Annotated in this window: 14 protein-coding genes; 7 read left to right on the top strand and 7 right to left on the bottom strand. The window is 72.6% G+C overall.

Annotated features, from left to right (window positions below; translation table 11 throughout):
• Nucleotides 1-64: 64 nt before the first annotated feature.
• Entirely contained in the window at nt 65-904 is an 840-nt protein-coding gene (locus ABT041_RS32715; RefSeq protein ID WP_351191477.1) for an SCO6745 family protein, read from the bottom strand.
• Nucleotides 905-1,023: 119 nt separating this feature from the next.
• Between ABT041_RS32715 and ABT041_RS32710 the strand changes: the two genes are divergently transcribed.
• Nucleotides 1,024-1,614 (top strand): TetR/AcrR family transcriptional regulator, encoded by a 591-nt coding sequence (locus ABT041_RS32710; protein ID WP_351191336.1) that lies wholly within the window; start codon nt 1,024-1,026, stop codon nt 1,612-1,614.
• A gap of 28 nt (nt 1,615-1,642) precedes the next feature.
• Nucleotides 1,643-2,923 (top strand): SGNH/GDSL hydrolase family protein, encoded by a 1,281-nt coding sequence (locus ABT041_RS32705; protein WP_351191334.1) that lies wholly within the window; start codon nt 1,643-1,645, stop codon nt 2,921-2,923.
• 42 nt (nt 2,924-2,965) lie between these two features.
• Here the strand turns inward: ABT041_RS32705 and mfd are convergent, their stop codons facing one another.
• The 4 genes from mfd to ABT041_RS32685 all read right to left on the bottom strand — a co-directional run bounded on the left by mfd (nt 2,966) and on the right by ABT041_RS32685 (nt 11,392).
• Nucleotides 2,966-6,496, bottom strand: coding sequence for a transcription-repair coupling factor (mfd, locus tag ABT041_RS32700; RefSeq protein ID WP_351191332.1), 3,531 nt, complete (start codon nt 6,494-6,496; stop codon nt 2,966-2,968).
• A gap of 546 nt (nt 6,497-7,042) precedes the next feature.
• A complete protein-coding gene (locus tag ABT041_RS32695) occupies nt 7,043-9,625 on the bottom strand; it encodes an ABC transporter permease (protein WP_351191330.1) in 2,583 nt (860 codons plus the stop codon).
• On the bottom strand, nt 9,622-10,410 hold the full coding sequence (locus tag ABT041_RS32690) for an ABC transporter ATP-binding protein (protein WP_351191328.1): 789 nt from the start codon (nt 10,408-10,410) through the stop codon (nt 9,622-9,624). Before ABT041_RS32690 ends, ABT041_RS32695 begins: the two co-directional genes overlap by 4 nt.
• 115 nt (nt 10,411-10,525) lie before the next feature.
• Complete coding sequence (locus ABT041_RS32685; protein ID WP_351191326.1) at nt 10,526-11,392, bottom strand: helix-turn-helix domain-containing protein; 867 nt, start codon at nt 11,390-11,392, stop codon at nt 10,526-10,528.
• Nucleotides 11,393-11,512: 120 nt separating this feature from the next.
• On the opposite strand from ABT041_RS32685, the gene ABT041_RS32680 reads away from it, so the two are divergent.
• The 5 genes from ABT041_RS32680 (at nt 11,513) to ABT041_RS32660 (ending at nt 16,581) form a co-directional block, all read left to right on the top strand.
• Nucleotides 11,513-12,724: an FAD-dependent monooxygenase gene (locus tag ABT041_RS32680; RefSeq protein WP_351191324.1), complete on the top strand. Its 1,212-nt coding sequence runs from the start codon at nt 11,513-11,515 to the stop codon at nt 12,722-12,724.
• A gap of 48 nt (nt 12,725-12,772) precedes the next feature.
• Nucleotides 12,773-14,281 carry an MFS transporter gene (locus ABT041_RS32675; protein ID WP_351191322.1) on the top strand — a complete coding sequence of 503 codons (1,509 nt, stop codon included), beginning with the start codon at nt 12,773-12,775 and terminating at the stop codon, nt 14,279-14,281.
• Nucleotides 14,282-14,373: 92 nt separating this feature from the next.
• Nucleotides 14,374-14,712, top strand: a complete 339-nt coding sequence (locus tag ABT041_RS32670; RefSeq protein WP_351191320.1) for a hypothetical protein — start codon at nt 14,374-14,376, stop codon at nt 14,710-14,712.
• A 203-nt stretch (nt 14,713-14,915) separates the two neighbouring features.
• Nucleotides 14,916-15,854, top strand: a complete 939-nt coding sequence (locus tag ABT041_RS32665; protein ID WP_351191318.1) for a GDSL-type esterase/lipase family protein — start codon at nt 14,916-14,918, stop codon at nt 15,852-15,854.
• A 133-nt stretch (nt 15,855-15,987) separates the two neighbouring features.
• Nucleotides 15,988-16,581, top strand: coding sequence for an alpha/beta hydrolase (locus ABT041_RS32660; RefSeq protein WP_351191316.1), 594 nt, complete (start codon nt 15,988-15,990; stop codon nt 16,579-16,581).
• 72 nt (nt 16,582-16,653) lie between these two features.
• Here ABT041_RS32660 and ABT041_RS32655 read toward each other — a convergent pair whose 3' ends face one another.
• Both ABT041_RS32655 and ABT041_RS32650 read right to left on the bottom strand, forming a co-directional pair.
• Nucleotides 16,654-16,842, bottom strand: coding sequence for a DUF397 domain-containing protein (locus tag ABT041_RS32655; protein ID WP_351191314.1), 189 nt, complete (start codon nt 16,840-16,842; stop codon nt 16,654-16,656).
• The coding region (locus ABT041_RS32650; RefSeq protein WP_351191312.1) for a Scr1 family TA system antitoxin-like transcriptional regulator at nt 16,839-17,115 on the bottom strand (277 nt) is incomplete at its 5' end. The genes ABT041_RS32655 and ABT041_RS32650, both read right to left, overlap by 4 nt.

Here is a 17,115-nt window from a genome sequence, read left to right as displayed (position 1 = left end):
GCGGGCCCTTCGGATCTTTGGTCCCGAATCGGACGGGCCCGAGGGCCCGGGAGGTGAGGTCGCGTCAGATCTTGCCGATGCCGAGGGTGTTCTCGGCGGGCAGCAGGCCGGAGCCGATGACGGTGAGCCAGGGTCCGCCCAGCAGGTCGGCGAGCCTGGCGGTGTCCTCCTGGCCGAGGGCCTCCCAGGGGCCCGCGGCCAGCTCGTCCGTGCGGCGCTCGACCTCGTCGCGCAGGGCGCGGCCCGCCTCGGTGACGGTTCCCTCGGGGTCGAGGAGGCCGCGGGCGGTGAGGCGCTCGCGGGCGGCGGCCCAGGCGGCAGGGCTCCACCCGCGGCTCTGGAAGACGGGCTCCGGGGCGGCTCCGACGGCGGCGAAGGAGACGAGCGACTCGGCCGGATCGAGGCCGGCGGCGACCAGGGCGGCGATGTGGCCGTCGCCCCGGTGCTCGCGCAGGATCGTCGCCGCCTGCCAGAGGACGAGGTGCGGGGCGTCGGCCCAGGGCAGCTCGGCGTGGGCGGCGGCGAGCGGGCGGCCTTCGAGGCCGGCCGCCTCGGCGGCGCGGCGGGCGAGCGCGGCCGCCTCGGCCAGTGCGGGGCTGTCGAGCGTCTCCTGTCCCAGGAGGGTCCGGTAGGTGCGGTCGACGGCGCGGAGCCGGGCGGCGAGCACGTCGGCGGGGGCGGCGACCTCCCAGGCGGCGGGGACGTGCCGGGCGACCGCCCCGGGGCTGAAGCTGTAGAAGGCGGAGGCGACGCGGACCGGTCCGGCGGGGCCGAGCGCGGCGGCGCGCCAGGCGAAGTAGGAGGGCCAGCGGTCGGCGGTCTCGTAGCCGAGGGCGGCGGCCTCCTCGAAGGCCTCGGGGGCGTAGTAGAGCACGGCGTGCAGGGGTTCGAGCAGGTGCCACATCTGACGTACGCGAGCGGTGTCCACGAGGTCCTCCCGGCTTCATCCACATCTTGTCGGTGACTAGATTGCATCCCGGCGCGGGAACTTGTCAATGACTAGATAGCGGCTAGGCTGCAGCCATGACGACGAGCCGGAGCACCTACCACCACGGCGAGCTGCGGCAGGCCGTCCTCGCCGCCGCCCTCGACGTGATCGCCACCGACGGACCCGGGGCGCTCAGCCTGCGCGACCTCGCCCGCCGCGCGGGCGTCTCGCACGCCGCCCCCGCCCACCACTTCAAGGACCGCACCGGCCTGCTCACCGCGATCGCCGCCGAGGGCTACGAACTCCTCGCCGAGGCCCTCGCCGGAACGGCCGGGCTGCGCGAACGCGGCGTGCGGTACGTCCGCTTCGCGACGGAGCACCCGGCGCACTTCCAGGTCATGTTCCAGCCCGAGCTGCTGCGCGCCGACGACCCGGACCTCCTCGCCGCCAAGGAGCGCGCCTCCGCCGAACTGCGCACGGGCGTCGCCGACCTGGGCGCCGTCCCCGACGCCCGTACGGCCGGCATCGCCGCCTGGTCGCTCGCCCACGGCTTCGCGACCCTGCTCCTCACCCACAACGTGCGGGACGCTGTCGGCGACCGCGACCCCGAGGAGTACTTCCGCTCGCTCACCGGACTCCTTTCCGGCGGCGGCGCGCCCCAACTTCCCACCGGGGAACGGGAATAGCCCGCGTCAGCGCGTAATTGACGAAAGCATGCGAACCTCGAACACCCTCCGCCGCTCCGCGCTCGCCCTCCTCACCACCGCCACGCTGGCGCTGGCGCCCACCGCGCTCGCCGACAGCGGCCACCACGGCCCCAACGGCCCCGCCTGGCGAGGCGCATGGGCCGCGTCCCCGCAGTCGGCGGCCGCGCCGCTCGGCCCCAACTGGTCGCAGCAGGGCTTCGAGAACCAGACGGTCCGACAAGTCGTCCGCGTCACCGCCGCCGGCACCCGGACCCGCATCGAGCTGACGAATCGTTACGGCACCGGCCCGCTGCGGATCACCGGCGCGACCGTCGCCCGTACCGCCCCCGGAGACAAGGCCCGCAGCGCGGTCGTGCCCGGCTCCGTGCGCACGCTCCGCTTCGACCACCGGCCGTCCGTGACGATCCCGGCCGGCGAGACCCTCCTCAGCGACGCCGTGAACCTCCCCGTCGAGGCCTTCGAGCAGCTGACCGTCACCCTCTACCTCGCGGGCCCGACCGGCCCCGCGACCTTCCACTCCTTCGCCTCGGCCACCAGCTACCGCGCCACCGGCGACCACCGCGCCGACCTCTCCGGCGCCGCCTTCCAGGAGACCAGCAGCTCCTGGTACTTCCTCTCCGGCGTCGAGGTCACCGGCGGCCGCGACACCGCCCGCCGCGACGGCATCGTCACCTTCGGCGACTCCATCACCGACGGCGTCGGCTCCACCCCGGACGCCGACAACCGCTACCCCGACGAGCTCGCCGAGCGCATCGCCGCCTCCGGCCGGCCCCGCGCCGTCCTCAACCACGGCATCGGCGGCAACGAGGTCGTCAACGACACCACCTGGGCGGGCGAGAAGGCCCTCAGCCGCTTCCGCAAGGACGTGCTCACCGAGCACGGCGTGCGGACCGTCGTCCTCCTCGAAGGCATCAACGACTTCGGCGGCAGCGGACCGGCCTTCCCCGGCGGCCCCACCCCCGAGGTCTCCGTCGAGAAGCTGATCGCCGGCCACCGCACCCTGATCGCCGAGGCCCACGCCAAGGGCCTCAAGGTCGTGGGCGCCACCCTCACCCCGATCAAGGGCTCCTTCTACGACACGCCCGTCAACGAGGCCAAGCGGGACGCCTTCAACGACTGGGTCCGCACCTCCGGCGCCTACGACGCCGTCGTCGACTTCGACCGCGCCGTCGCCGACCCGGCCGACCCGGACCGCATCCTCCCCGCGTACGACTCCGGCGACCACCTCCACCCGGGCGACGCGGGCTACCGCGCCATGGCCGGGGCGCTCGACATCGACGAGCTGTGACAGCGGTACGGCGGCGCCCCCCGGGAGCGCCGCCGTACGCCCTCAGCCCCCGAGGATCGTCGTCAGGAACTCGCCCGTCCACGCGAGGAGTTCACGGCCCACCACCGGCTTCCCGCCGATCTTCCCGGACGTCGGGCGCGGCACCAGGATCTGGTGCACGGCCGGCTTGATCACCGAGCGCGGGTGGAGCCGCTTGAGGCGCAACTCCTGGGACTCGCGCAGCTCCACCGGCGCGAAACGGATGTTGGAGCCCTGCAGGACGATCTCGCCGACCCCGCACGCGCGCGCGAGCATCCGCAGGCCCGCGACCAGGAGCAGGTTCTCCACGGGCTCGGGCAGCTTGCCGTACCGGTCGGTGAGCTCCTCGCGTACGGCCCTGATGTCCTCCTCCGAGTTCGCCGAGGCGATCGACCGGTAGGCCTGGAGCCGCAGCCGCTCGCCCGGCGCGTAGTCGTGCGGCATGTGGGCGTCGACCGGGAGCTCGATCTTGACCTCCAGCGGCGGCTCCTCCTCGACACCGCCCTCCAGAGAGGCCCGGTAGTCGGCGACGGCCTCGCCGACCATCCGTACGTACAGGTCGAAGCCGACGCCCGCGATGTGACCGGACTGCTCGCCGCCGAGCAGATTGCCCGCGCCGCGGATCTCCAGGTCCTTCATCGCCACGTACATGCCGGCGCCCATCTCGGTGTGCTGGGCGATCGTCGCGAGCCGCTCGTGCGCGGTCTCCGTGAGCGGCTTCTCCGGCGGGTACAGGAAGTACGCGTAACCCCGCTCGCGGCCTCGACCGACACGGCCGCGCAGCTGGTGGAGCTGCGACAGGCCGAAGTTGTCGCCGCGCTCCACGATGAGCGTGTTGGCGTTGGAGATGTCGATGCCGGACTCGACGATCGTCGTCGACACCAGCACGTCGAACTTCTTCTCCCAGAAGTCGACGACGACCTGCTCCAGGGCCTGCTCCGACATCTGGCCGTGCGCGGTCGCGATCCGCGCCTCGGGCACGATCTCCCGCAGGCGCGCGGCCGCCCGGTCGATCGAGTCGACCCGGTTGTGGATGTAGAAGACCTGGCCCTCGCGCAGGAGTTCACGCCGGATCGCGGCGCCGATCTGCTTCTCCTCGTACGGCCCGACGAAGGTGAGGACCGGGTGCCGCTCCTCGGGGGGCGTCGTGATCGTCGACATCTCCCTGATCCCCGTCACCGCCATCTCGAGGGTGCGCGGGATCGGGGTCGCGGACATGGTCAGCACGTCGACATTGGCCCGGAGCTTCTTCAGCTGCTCCTTGTGCTCGACGCCGAAGCGCTGCTCCTCGTCGACGATGACCAGGCCCAGGTCCTTGAACTTCGTCTCGGAGGAGAAGAGGCGGTGGGTGCCGATGACGACGTCGACCGAGCCCTCCCGCAGCCCCTCCATCGTCGCCTTCGACTCGGTGTCCGTCTGGAACCGGGACAGCGCCCGCACCTTCACCGGGAACTGCGAGTACCGCTCGCTGAACGTGCCGAAGTGCTGCTGCACGAGCAGCGTCGTCGGGACGAGGACGGCGACCTGCTTGCCGTCCTGGACCGCCTTGAAGGCCGCCCGTACCGCGATCTCCGTCTTGCCGTAGCCGACGTCGCCGCAGATCAGACGGTCCATGGGGACCGTCTTCTCCATGTCCTCCTTCACCTCGGCGATCGTCGACAGCTGGTCGGGCGTCTCCGCGTACGGGAAGGCGTCCTCCAGCTCCCGCTGCCACGGCGTGTCCGGGCCGAAGGCGTGACCGGGGGCGGCCATACGGGCGCTGTACAGCTTGATCAGGTCGGCCGCGATCTCCTTGACGGCCTTCTTCGCGCGCTGCTTCGTCTTCGTCCAGTCCGCGCCGCCGAGCCGGTGCAGGGTCGGCGCCTCGCCGCCCACGTACTTGGTGACCTGCTCCAGCTGGTCGGTCGGGATGTACAGCCGGTCGCCGGGCTGGCCGCGCTTCGCGGGCGCGTACTCGACGAGGAGGTACTCGCGGGTCGCGCCCTGCACGGTCCGCTGCACCATCTCGACGTACCGGCCGACGCCGTGCTGCTCGTGCACGATGTAGTCGCCGACCTCCAGGGTCAGCGGGTCGATCGTCTTGCGCCGCTTGGCGGGCATCCGCTGCCCGTCCTTGCCGGCCGCCTTCTGCCCCGACAGGTCCGTCTCGGTCAGCACCGCCAGCTTGAGCGCCGGGTCGACGAAACCGTAGTCGATGGAGCCGCACGCCACGTGCACCACGGACGGCGAGATCTCCGCCAGGTCCGCGTCCAGGCGGGCGGCGATGCCCTCGCCGCCGAGGACCTCGACCGTACGGGACGCGGGGCCGTGGGCCTCCGTCACGTACACCGTGCGCCAGCCGTCGGCCAGCCAGCCCTTGGTGTCGGCGAGCGCGCGGGCGGTGTCGCCGCGGTACGACTCGGGCGCGTGCATGCCGAGGGTCAGGGTGTCCCCCGCGACGGTCTCGTCCGCCGCGAACGGCGACACCGACCACCAGGCCATGCCGAGCTCCCGCGCCCGGTCCCGTACGTCCGCGATCCCCCACAGGGAGGCCGCGCCCACGTCGATCGGGGCCTCGCCGCCGCCGGCCGTGGCGGCCCAGGAGGCCTGGAGGAACTCCTGACTGGTGGCGACGAGGTCGGCGGCCCGGGTACGGACCCGCTCCGGGTCGCAGACCACGGCCATCGAGCCCTTGGGCAGGACGTCGAGCAGCAGCTCCATGTCGTCGACGAGGACCGGCGCGAGGGACTCCATGCCCTCGACCGCGATCCCCTCGGCGATCTTGCCGAGCAGCTCGCCCAGCTCGGGATGCTCCTCGGCGAGCGCCGCGGCCCTCTCGCGCACGTCCTCCGTCAGCAGCAGCTCACGGCAGGGCGGCGCCCAGAGCCCGTGCTCGGCCACCTCCAGGGACCGCTGGTCGGCGACCTTGAAGTACCGGATCTCCTCGACGTCGTCGCCCCAGAACTCGATCCGGAGCGGGTGCTCCTCGGTGGGCGGGAAGACGTCCAGGATGCCGCCGCGCACGGCGAACTCGCCGCGCTTCTCGACCAGCTCGACCCGGGAGTACGCGGCGGCCGCGAGCCCCTCGACGATGTCGTTCAGGTCCGCGGTCTGGCCACTGCGCAGGGCCACCGGCTCCAGGTCACCGAGCCCCTTGACCTGCGGCTGGAGTACGGAACGGATGGGCGCGACGACGACGGAGACGGGGCCTGCGGCCGGGTCGTCCTCGCTCGGGTGCGCGAGCCGCCGCAGCACGGCGAGCCGGCGCCCGACCGTGTCCGAGCGGGGCGAGAGGCGCTCGTGCGGCAGGGTCTCCCAGGAGGGGTACTCGACGACCCTGTCCGGGTCGAGCAGGGACCGCAGCGCGGCGGCGAGGTCCTCGGCCTCCCGGCCGGTCGCCGTCACCGCCAGCACCGGCCGGCCCGAGTCCCGGGCGAGCGCGGCCACGGCGAACGGGCGCGCGGCGGCCGGCCCGACCAGGTCCACGTGCGGACGGTTCCCGTCGGCGGCGGCCTTCACCGCCTCGGCGAGGGCGGCGTCCTTGACGACGACATCGAGCAGACCGTGCAGGCTCATGGACCTTCTTCCATCCCGGGTTCGTACGACGGGGGGCGGGCGGGCAACGCGAACAGCCCGACACGTCTCACGGGCCGGGTGGTCCCGGACGCCGGGGCCCGGTGCGACCAGCCTACGACGCGCCCTGAACCCCCGCGCCCGAAACACGACGGGCTTGGGCCCGCGCGGGCTTGGGCCCGCACCCTCCTGGGCGGTGCCCCGGCCCGTGTGGGCAATCGTCCCGCAAGGGGCGATGGGGGTCCCCCCTGCTCGAGCGAAGCCGAGAGCTTGGGGGAGGGTGGGCACACGGGACGGCGCCCTTCAGCGGCGCCTCCGCCTTACGCGCCTGGACCCGCACCACCAGTGCACAGGGTGCGGGTCCAGGCCCGGGAGCCTCTGGCGCCGGCAAGGGCGCCGTTCCGTTGTGCCCACCCGTTCCGCCCTGGGGGCACCTCCCGGACGAAGTCTGGGGGAGGAACGATTGCCCACAACGGGCGTGAGCGCCGCTCCGTTGCGGGTGGGCACCGCCCCGGCGGAACGCATGCCCACAACGGGGCGGCGGCGCAGCTAGTCCGTCGCGATGGCGTTCAGGACGTTCATTCGGCCCGCGCGGAACGCCGGGACCAGCGCCGCGAACAACCCCACGAACGCCGAGCCGATGAAGACCGTCACGATCGTCGGCCACGGGATCTCCAGGACCCCGAGCCCCTCCAGCGCGAGGAGCTTCTGGGCCGCCGTGCCCCAGCCCATTCCCAGCCCCAGGCCGAGCAGCGCGCCGAAGAGGGCGATGACCACCGACTCCAGGCGGATCATGCGCCGCAGCTGCCGCCGCGAGAGCCCGATCGCCCGCATGAGGCCGATCTCGCGGGTCCGCTCGACCACCGAGAGCGCGAGGGTGTTCACGACGCCGAGGACCGCGACGACGATCGCGAGCGCGAGGAGCCCGTACACGATGTTGAGCAGCTGACCGACCTGGTTCTGCAGCTCCTCCTTGTAGTCGGCCTGGTTGCTGACCTTGTACTGCGGGTACGGCGCGAGCGCGTCCTTGAGCGCCTGGTACGCCGCGTCCTCCTGGCCGTCCTTGGCGCTGGCGAGGATGAGCAGGCTGTTCGGCACCCGCTCGGCGGGCAGGTGGCGGGCGACGGTGGACACGTTCGTGTACATCGCGCCCTTGTCGACCTGCCCGGTGTCCGCCGTGATCGCCGCGACCTTCAGCTTGACGGTGTCGCCGCCCTTGAAGGCGACGGTGAGGACGTCGCCGACCTTCACGCCGTGCCCGGTGGCGTATTCGCTGCCGACGGACATCGCGTTCTCGCCGTACGCGTCGGTGAGCGTGCCCGCGGTGGTCTCGCGCCGCAGGTCCTTCACGTACGTGGGGTCGGTGGCGGCCAGGTCGGCCGTGGTGGTCTTCCCCCGCGGGTCGGTGATCTTCGCGTCGACCCACTTGTACTCGGTGACGTGGTCCAGGCCGGGGGTCTTCTCCAGCGCGGCCTGGGCCTGCGGCACGATCGGCTGCCCGGTGCCGGACTGCACGATGAAGTCGGCGCCGACGGAGCGGTCGAGTTCCTCGGTGGCCGAGGCGACCATCGAGGAGCCGACGACGGAGAGGCCGGCGACGAGCGCGAGGCCGATCATCAGGGCGGCGGCGGTGGCGCCGGTGCGGCGCGGGTTGCGCAGCGCGTTGCGTTCGGCCATGCGGCCGACGGGGCCGAAGATCCGCAGGACGACGGCGCCGAGGACGCGGACGACGACGCCGGCGAGGAGCGGGCCGACGACGACGAAGCCGAGGAGGGTGAGGACGACGCCCAGGCCGAGCCAGAGGGAGCCGGGCTTGGCCTCGGAGGCGCGGGCCGCGGCGACCAGGGCGGCCGCTCCGGCGCCGGTGAGGACGAGCCCGAGCACGCCCCGTACCCGTCCCGCCTTGCCGTCGGCGGGGGTGCCCGCGTCGCGGAGGGCGGCCATCGGGGAGACCTTCCCGGCCCGGCGGGCGGGGATGTACGCGGCGAGGACGGTGACGACGGTGCCGAGGGCGAGGCCGATGGCGGGGGTCGTCCAGGCGACGGTGAGGTCGCGGGTGGAGAGTTCCATGCCCATCGAGGACATGAGCTTCATGAGCCCGACGGCGAGGCCGACGCCCGCGGCGACGCCGGCGACCGAGCCGACGAGGCCGAGGAGGACCGCCTCGACGAGGACGGAACGGTTCACCTGCGTGCGGCTCGACCCGATGGCCCGCATGAGGCCGATCTCGCGGGTGCGCTGGGCGACCAGCATGGAGAAGGTGTTGACGATGAGGAAGATGCCGACGAGGAAGGCGATCCCGGCGAAGCCGAGCATCGCGTACTTCATGACGTCGAGGAAGCCGGCGACGTCCTCGCGGCCCGCGTCGGCGACCTCGGCGGCGGTGTGCAGCTTGTAGTTCCTGGCGTCGGCGCCGAGGGCGGCGGCCACGTCCGCCTTGAGGGCCTCGTCGGTGACGCCGGGCTTGGCGTCGACCATGACCTGGGTGAACAGGCCTTCCTTGCCGAGGAGTCCGCGCTGTGCGGTGGCGGTGTCGAAGTAGACGACGGTGGCGCCGGGGTTGGTGACCTTGAACTCGACGATGCCGGAGATCTTCGCGGTGAGGTCACCGGTGACGGCGATCGTGCGCAGGGTGTCGCCGATCTTCAGGTGGTGCTTCTCGGCGGTGCCGGCGTCGACGACGACGTCGGTGGGCCCGCGCGGTTCGTGACCGGAGGCCAGCTCGACCGAACGCAGCTCGTACGGGCTCCAGTTGACGGCGATGGTCGGCGCGCCGCCGGTCGGGCCGACGTTCTTGTCGTGCCCGTCGACGACGGTGACGCTCAGGGAGGTGACCGAGCCCTGCGCGTCCTTGACGCCCTGGACCTTCCGGACCCGCTCGACGAGCGAGGCGGGGAGGGACTCGGGTCGGCCGCTCTGCGGGGTCTCGTCGTTGCCGCCCGCGCTCCTGGGGCTGACGGTGACGTCGGAGGCGGTCGACGCGAAGAGCTTGTCGAACGTCGTGTTCATGGTGTCGGTGAAGACGAGGGTCCCACTGACGAAGGCGACGGAGAGCAGGACGGCGACGGCGGAGAGCGCCATGCGGCCCTTGTGCGCGAGGAAGTTGCGCAGCGAGGTCCTGAGGACGGTCATGACGTCCGCCCGCGCGCGTCGAAGTCCTTCATCCGGTCGAGTACGGCCTCGGCGGTGGGCCGCTCCATCTCGTCCACGATCCGCCCGTCGGCCAGGTAGAGCACCCGGTCCGCGTAGGAGGCGGCGACGGGGTCGTGGGTGACCATGACGATGGTCTGCCCGAGCTGGTCCACGGAGGCGCGGAGGAAGCCGAGGACCTCGGCGCCGGCCCGCGAGTCGAGGTTTCCGGTCGGCTCGTCGCCGAAGATGATCTCGGGGCGGGCGGCGAGCGCGCGGGCGACGGCGACGCGCTGCTGCTGGCCGCCGGAGAGCTGGTTCGGCCTGTGCCCCAGCCGCTCGGACAGGCCGACGGTGTCGACGACCCGCCGCAGCCACTCGGCGTCCGGCTTGCGGCCCGCGATGTCCATCGGCAGCGTGATGTTCTCGAGGGCGTTCAGGGTGGGCAGCAGGTTGAACGCCTGGAAGATGAAGCCGATCCGGTCCCGGCGCAGCCGGGTGAGCTTCTTGTCCTTGAGGCCGGTGATCTCGGTCTCGTCGAGGAAGATCTGCCCGCTGGTGACGGTGTCGAGCCCGGCGAGGCAGTGCATCAGGGTCGACTTGCCGGAACCCGAGGGGCCCATGATCGCGGTGAACTTCCCGCGGGCGATGTCCACGTCGACGGAGTCGAGGGCGACGACCCGGGTCTCCCCGGAGCCGTACGCCTTCACGACCTGCCGCGCCCGCGCCGCGACGGCCGTCCCCTCGCCAGTACCCCCGTGCCTGGGGATGGTCACAGCCGAAGTCACGGATTTCTCCTTGGGAAGGTGGGTGGGTCTGTAGGTTCCAGTTAAGAACCGGCCACCCCTGCCTCTCGTCCTCCGCCGGTACGAACGATCCCTGGGCCGCATGGGGGAGAGACCCCTAGGGGTTCTCAACCCTGAGGTGGGGGGACCAGGCGGTTCCGCGGCTCGGCCATGCCAGGGCGTCGACGGCGAGGAACGGCTCGTCCGCCACGGTCACGGGCGTCGCCCCGGTGAACGCCCTGACGTCCCGGTGCAGATGGGACTGGTCGGCGTAGCCGGTGTCGGCCGCGACGCGGGCCACGCCCTCGCCCGCGACGAGGAGGTGGACGGCGTGGTCGAAGCGGACCAGCTTCACGGCGTTCTTGGGCGGCAGGCCGAGCTGCGACCGGAACCGGGACCACAGCCGCTTCCGGCTCCATCCGACCTCGGCGGCCAGGCCGTCCACCCGGGTCAGGCCACGGCTGCCGACGATGCGGTGCCAGGCCCGGGCCACCTCCGGGTCCACCGGCCGTCCCGCCTCGTGCCGGCGGGCGAGCAGCGCGTCCGTCAGTGCGAAGCGCTCCTGCCAGGACGAGGCCTCGCCGAGCCGCTCCCGGATCCCGGACACCTCCCGGCCCCACAGGGCGTCCAAGGGCACGACGGCGCCGTCGAGTTCGGCGGGGGAGACGCCCAGGATCGCGCCCGCGACCACCGGGGACAGGCGGACCTGCACGCACTCGACGTTCTCTCCTCGCGCCCGGACCGTGCCTCCGGATCCGAGCCCGGGCCCGGCGACGACGCACCCGCGCTGCTGCCCGGAGACACAGTCGAGGACGGGCGGGCCGGCGCCGAACTCCAGGACCAGCGTCACGGCCGGGTGCGGCACCATCCGGAGCGCGTCCAGGTCACCGACCCGGAACCCGGCCATGGTGACTCCGGCGACCCTGCTCGGCCGCCGCGGGCAGGCGACGCCCCACTCGGCCGCACCGTGCCTGAACGTCTGCATCCCTCCCATGGTGCTACGTGAGCCGCCCGAGCGGAACATTCGTCCAATCCGCCGACGGGCACCGGCGGAGACGGTGGGCCCATGACAACTTCCGCGAACACCGTGAAAGGGAGGCGTGCCATGCGGATCCTCGTCTCCGGCGCGGGCGTCGCCGGTCCGGTGCTGGCCTACTGGCTCGCCCGGCACGGCTTCTCCGTCACCGTCGTCGAGCGCGCGCCGGCCCTGCGCAGGGCCGGCGGGCACGCGGTCGACCTGTTCCGGCCCGCGGTGCTCGTCTCGGAGAGGATGGGCGTGCTCCCGCGCGTCGAGGAGCGGGCCACCGGCACGAACCGGATGACCGTCCACCGGGAGGGCTCACGGCGTCCCGTCCGGGCGGACCTCTCCAGGATCTTCGGCGCCGCCTCCGACCGGCACGTCGAGATCATGCGCGACGACCTGAGCGCGATCTACTACGACGCCGCGCGCGACGACGTCGAGTACGTCTTCGGCGACTCGGTCACCGCGATCTCGCCCGACGGCGACGTGCGGTTCGAGAACGGCGCGCCGCGCCGCTTCGATCTCGTCGTCGGCGCGGACGGACTGCACTCCACCGTGCGCCGCCTCACCTTCGACGAGGAGTCCCGCTCCACCGCCTTCATCGGGGCCCACTTCGGGGTGCTGACCCTGCCGAACTCCGCCGGCCTCGACCGCGAGCTCCTCATGCACGTCGGCGTCGGCCGTACCGCCGGCATGTACGGCGCGCGGCACCTCGGCGACGCGCGGGCGCTGTTCCTGTTCCGGAGCGAGCGCGCACTCGACTGCCACCACCGCGACGTGCCCCGGCAGAAGGAGCTGCTGCGCGGCGCGTTCACCGGCATGCACCCCGACGTGGACCGTTGGCTGGACGAGCTCGACCGCACCCCGGCGTTCTACTTCGACTCGATCACCCAGCTCCGCATGGACACCTGGTCGCAGGGGAGGGTGACGCTCGTCGGCGACGCGGGCTACTGCCCCGGTCCGGCCGTCGGCGGCAGCACCACCCTGGCCGTCGTCGGCGCGTACGTCCTCGCCGGAGAGCTGGCCCGGGCCGGCGGCGACCACGAGCGCGCCTTCCCCGCATACGAGCGCGCGATGAGGGAGTACGCGGACGGCAGCCGCGCGGCCGCGCTGAGCGCGGCGAAGACCCTGGTCCCCACGACCCGCCTCGGCGTGTGGGGACTGACCCAGGGTGCCCGCCTGATCTCCGCCCTGCCCCCGGGTCCCGGCCGTGCCCTCATCCGCCTCACCACCAGGAGCGCACGCCTCCACGACTCCGTGACCGTCGACGACTACCCGCCGCCACCCGTCGGGTGAGACCCTGTCCGCGCATCTTTAGGTGTACGAAGAAAGGAATGGTGCGCGGTGACGGAACCGTCGACGACCCGGACGGGAGCCGATCCGGCGCCCGCACCCCCCGCCTCCGCCACCGCCCGCCGCGGGCCCGTCGTGGCCGCCCTGATGCTCGCCATGGGGCTCGCCGCCCTCGACGGCACGATCGTGTCCACCGCCGTCCCGCAGATCGTCGGCGACCTCGGCGGACTGTCCGTCTTCTCCTGGCTCTTCTCCGGCTATCTGCTCGCCGTCACCGTCACCCTGCCCGTGTACGGGAAGCTCAGCGACACCTTCGGCCGCAAGCCCGTCCTCATCGCCGGAACCGTCCTCTTCCTCATCGGCTCCGTGCTGTGCGCCGCCGCCTGGAACATGGCCTCCCTGATCGCCTTCCGCATCGTCCAGGGCCTCGGCGGCGGCGCCCTCCAGGGCACCGTCCAGACCCTCGCCGCCGACCTCTACCCGCTGAAGGAACGCCCGAAGATCCAGGCCCGCCTCTCCTCCGTCTGGGCCGCCTCCTCCATCGCAGGCCCCGCCATGGGCGGCCTCCTCGCCGGGTACGCCGACTGGCGCTGGATCTTCCTCATCAACCTCCCGGTGGGCCTGCTCGCCCTCTGGCTGATCACCCGCCACCTGGTGGAACCCGCCCGTACGGCCCCCCGCGACCCCGTCCGCATCGACTGGGCCGGCGCCCTCGCGATCTTCGCCACCGGAGCCGTACTCGTCACCGCGCTCGTCCAGGGCGGAGTCGCCTGGCCCTGGCTCTCGGCCCCGTCCCTCGGCCTCCTCGGCGGAGCCGCCGCCCTCGCCGCCCTCACCGTCGTCGTCGAGCGGCGCGCGGCCGAGCCGATCATCCCCGGCTGGGTCTGGCGCCGCCGCACGATCGCCGCCGTCAACCTGTCCCTCGGCGCCCTCGGCCTGCTGATGGTCGCCCCGACGGTCTTCCTGCCGACGTACGCCCAGTCGGTCCTCGGCCTGGGCCCGATAGCCGCCGGCTTCGTCCTCTCCTCATGGACCCTGAGCTGGCCGATCACGGCGGCGCTCTCGAACCGGGTCTACACCCGCATCGGCTTCCGCCTCACGGCGATCCTGGGCATCTCCCTGGCCGTGCTCCTCCTCCTGGCGTTCCCGTTCCTGCCGTTCCCCGGCGAACCCTGGCAGCCCGCCCTCCTGATGCTGCTGCTCGGCGGAGCCCTCGGCCTTTTCCAACTGCCCCTGATCGTCGGCGTGCAGTCGACCGTCCCGTACGGGGAGAGGGGCACGACGACGGCCTCGGTCCTCTTCTGCCGCCAGGTCGGCCAGAGCGTCGGCGCGGCACTGTTCGGCGCGATCGCCAACGGGGTCCTCGCGGCCCGCCTCGGCGCCGACACCGACCTCGACACCCTGGCCCGCGCCCTGACCTCCACCGACCGGATCCGCCGAGCGGTCGACGCGGCCGTCGACTGGGTCTACCTGGGCGCCGCGGGCGCGGCGGCCCTCGCGCTCCTGGCCCTCCTCACCCTGGCCCCGCGCCGCTTCCCCGTCCTGAAGGAGGACGACTGAGTACGGGCCCGCCCGGTACTGAGCACGCACACCCACGCCCCGACGGCGCCCGGGACCCCACGATGGGTTCACCTCAGCCGAAGGAGCAGCCCGTGAACCCCGACACGTACCGCACCCTCTACGGCCCCGCCCGCCCGGCACCACCACGCCCCCGCGGAACCGGCCTCGCCGTGATGGCCGGCGTGCTGTGGGCCATCGCCCTCCTGCTGCTCTTCCTTCTGGCGTTCCTGGCCCTGTGGGCGGAGGCGGACGCGGGACCGACCGACGGCTTCCCGCTCCGCTGGGTGCCGATCTGCCTCGCCGTCGCGGCCGTACCGATCGCCCTTCTCCGCACGCCCGCCGTCCGCCGCCTGACCGTCCCGGCCCGCGCCCTGGTCACGGGCCTCGCGGTCTGCGCGATCTCGGTCGGCCTCGCGGTCCGGGCGGCTTAGCGGTCCGGGCGGCTTGGCGGTCCGGGCGGCTTGGCGGTCCGGGCGGCTTGGCGGTCCGGGCGGCTTGGCGGTCCGGGCGGCTTGGCGGTCCGGGCGGCTTGGCGGTCCGGCTGGCTTGGCGGCCCGGCTGGCTTAGCGGCCCGTGGCGAGATTGTTGGGGCCGATAGGCTGAATTTCGATCATTCTGACTGAAAGGCCACGACGTGACCGAGCCGCGCCCCCACGCTCTGTTCTCCTTCGGCACGCTGCTGGACCAGCAGGTCCAGACCGCCCTCTTCGGTCGCACGGTACCGACGACCGCGGCGTCACTGGCCGGCTACACGACCAGGCCCCTGACCATCACCGACGAGTCCGTGATCGCCACCAGCGGGCAGGACGTGCACCTGACGCTGGAGCGGAAGCTCGGCGCCACGGTCGAGGGCGCCGTCCTGCGTCTGAGCGACCGGGAGCTGGCCGCCGCCGACGACTACGAGGTGGACGACTACGCCCGGCGGCGCGTACTCCTCACCTCGGGGGAGACCGCGTGGGCCTACCTGGACGCGCGGGCGCTGCGCGCGGCGGCACGTGTCGTGATCGTCGGCGACAGCATCGCGTACGGACGCTGCGATGCTCAGGGAGGCTGGGCCGCGCACTTCTCGGCTGCCCACATCGCGGCGAACGAGACCCGGCACCGAGTCTTCAACCTGGCCATCCCCGGCAGCAGCCTGGCCGACGTCGGCGAGCAGACTCCGCCGCTCCTGGCTCCCCGCCACCCCGACACGCTCGTCGTGGCCGCCGGGATCAACGACTCGGCCCTGCCGGTCGCCGCGTCGGACACCGACCGCGACGCGTTGCCGCACGTCGACGGCCCTCTCGCCTCGCTGGCCGCGACAGCCCGGCAGCACAACGCGCGCATGGTCGTGGTCGGACCGGTCTGGGTCGACGAGACACGGCTCGGCGATTACGAGGGCCTCCGCTTCACCACGGAGCGGGCGCTCGCGCTGCGTGCCATCCTGCAGACCTGGTGCGAGGACAACCACATCGACTTCCTCGACATGTGGGAGCCGCTCCGCGACCGACCCCACCTGCTCGTCGACGGTCTGCACCCCGACCCGGAAGGACACAAGGAGCTCCACCGGCACCTGAGCAACCTCAGTTGCTGAAAACGAAGGCGCCGAGGCGCCGTGTTCGCTGCGGAGAGGTCGCTGACGATGGCAACGTACGTGTTGATTCCCGGTGCGGCGTCCGACCCCTGGTACTGGCACCTGCTGGAGGCCGAGCTGCTCAGGCGGGGCCATGACGTGGTGGCGGTGGACCTGCCCTGCGACGACGACTCGGCCGGTCTGGCCGAGTACGCCGACGCCGTGGTCGAGGCCCATCGGCGATCGCACCGATCTGATCCTGGTGGCCCATTCCTTCGGCGGGTTCACCGCACCGTTGGTGTGCGGCCGCGTGCGGGCGGACGTGCTGGTGATGCTGCAGGCGCAGATCCCGGCACCGGGCGAGAGTCCGGGCGAGTGGTGGGCCAACACCGGCTACGAGCAGGCCAGGCGCGAACAGGACGGACGCGACGGCGGCGACCCGGAGGACGACGTCGCCCTGTTCCACCACGACACCCCGCCGGCTCTGGCCGCCGAGGCCCAGAAGCACACGCGCACGCAATCGGCCACGCCGCTCAAGAAGCCATGGCCACTGGCCGCGTGGCCGGATGTGCCCACGAAGTTCCTCCTGGCCAGGGACGACCGCTTCTTCCCCGCCGCGTACATGCGCCGGATCGTGCGGGAACGCCTGGGCATCACACCCGACGAGATGCCCGGTGACCACTGCCCCATGCTCGGTCACCCCGTGGAACTGGCCGACCGCCTGGAGGCATACCGCCCCGGGGCGTAGATCATCCAGCCGGAGAGCCCTGCCGTCCGGCTCGGACGGGCAGGGCTCTCACACGTACAACGGCGGGCTGTACTACTCGGCCGAGGCGAGCCCGATGAAACCGGCCCATGCGTCGGGCGAGACCCGGAGGGCCGGGCGGCTCACGTCCTTGGAGTCCCGGACGTGCACGGTTCCCGAGCCGGTCGCGACCTCGATGCACTGGCCGCCCTCGGTTCCGCTGTAGCTGCTCTTGAACCAGGCGAGGGGCTCAGCGTTGTTCATAGCTCTCCCAGCAACTTCTCGATGAACGCCAGTGACTCTCGCGGGGCGAGAGCCTGCGACCGGATGATCCCATAGCGGGCTGCAGCGAGAACGGTCTGCTCAGGGTCGGTGGTCAAGGAGCTGGTGTTCTGTGCCTCGACGTACAGGAACTTCTTGCCGTCCTTGCGCGTGACGACCGTGAAGGGGCCGTTCACACCCGCGTTGTCCTCGCAGTCGGTAGGCATGACCTGGAGCTCGACGTTCCGCCGCTGGCCCACCAGGAGGAGGTGCTCC

This window comes from Streptomyces sp. NPDC002825, from assembly GCF_040295385.1.
Taxonomy (GTDB): Bacteria; Actinomycetota; Actinomycetes; order Streptomycetales; family Streptomycetaceae; genus Streptomyces.
This window is presented reverse-complemented; position numbering and strand designations above follow the sequence as displayed.

Excerpts from the sequence above, each read along its gene's own strand:
- ABT041_RS32680 (WP_351191324.1), top strand. The coding sequence starts at position 11,513 with ATGCGGATCCTCGTCTCCGGCGCGGGCGTCGCCGGTCCGGTGCTGGCC.
- ABT041_RS32715 (WP_351191477.1), bottom strand. The coding sequence starts at position 904 with ATGTGGCACCTGCTCGAACCCCTGCACGCCGTGCTCTACTACGCCCCC.
- ABT041_RS32660 (WP_351191316.1), top strand. The coding sequence starts at position 15,988 with ATGACGTGGTGGCGGTGGACCTGCCCTGCGACGACGACTCGGCCGGTC.
- ABT041_RS32695 (WP_351191330.1), bottom strand. The coding sequence starts at position 9,625 with ATGACCGTCCTCAGGACCTCGCTGCGCAACTTCCTCGCGCACAAGGGC.
- ABT041_RS32685 (WP_351191326.1), bottom strand. The coding sequence starts at position 11,392 with ATGCAGACGTTCAGGCACGGTGCGGCCGAGTGGGGCGTCGCCTGCCCG.
- mfd (WP_351191332.1), bottom strand. The coding sequence starts at position 6,496 with ATGAGCCTGCACGGTCTGCTCGATGTCGTCGTCAAGGACGCCGCCCTC.
- ABT041_RS32710 (WP_351191336.1), top strand. The coding sequence starts at position 1,024 with ATGACGACGAGCCGGAGCACCTACCACCACGGCGAGCTGCGGCAGGCC.
- ABT041_RS32655 (WP_351191314.1), bottom strand. The coding sequence starts at position 16,842 with ATGAACAACGCTGAGCCCCTCGCCTGGTTCAAGAGCAGCTACAGCGGA.
- ABT041_RS32705 (WP_351191334.1), top strand. The coding sequence starts at position 1,643 with ATGCGAACCTCGAACACCCTCCGCCGCTCCGCGCTCGCCCTCCTCACC.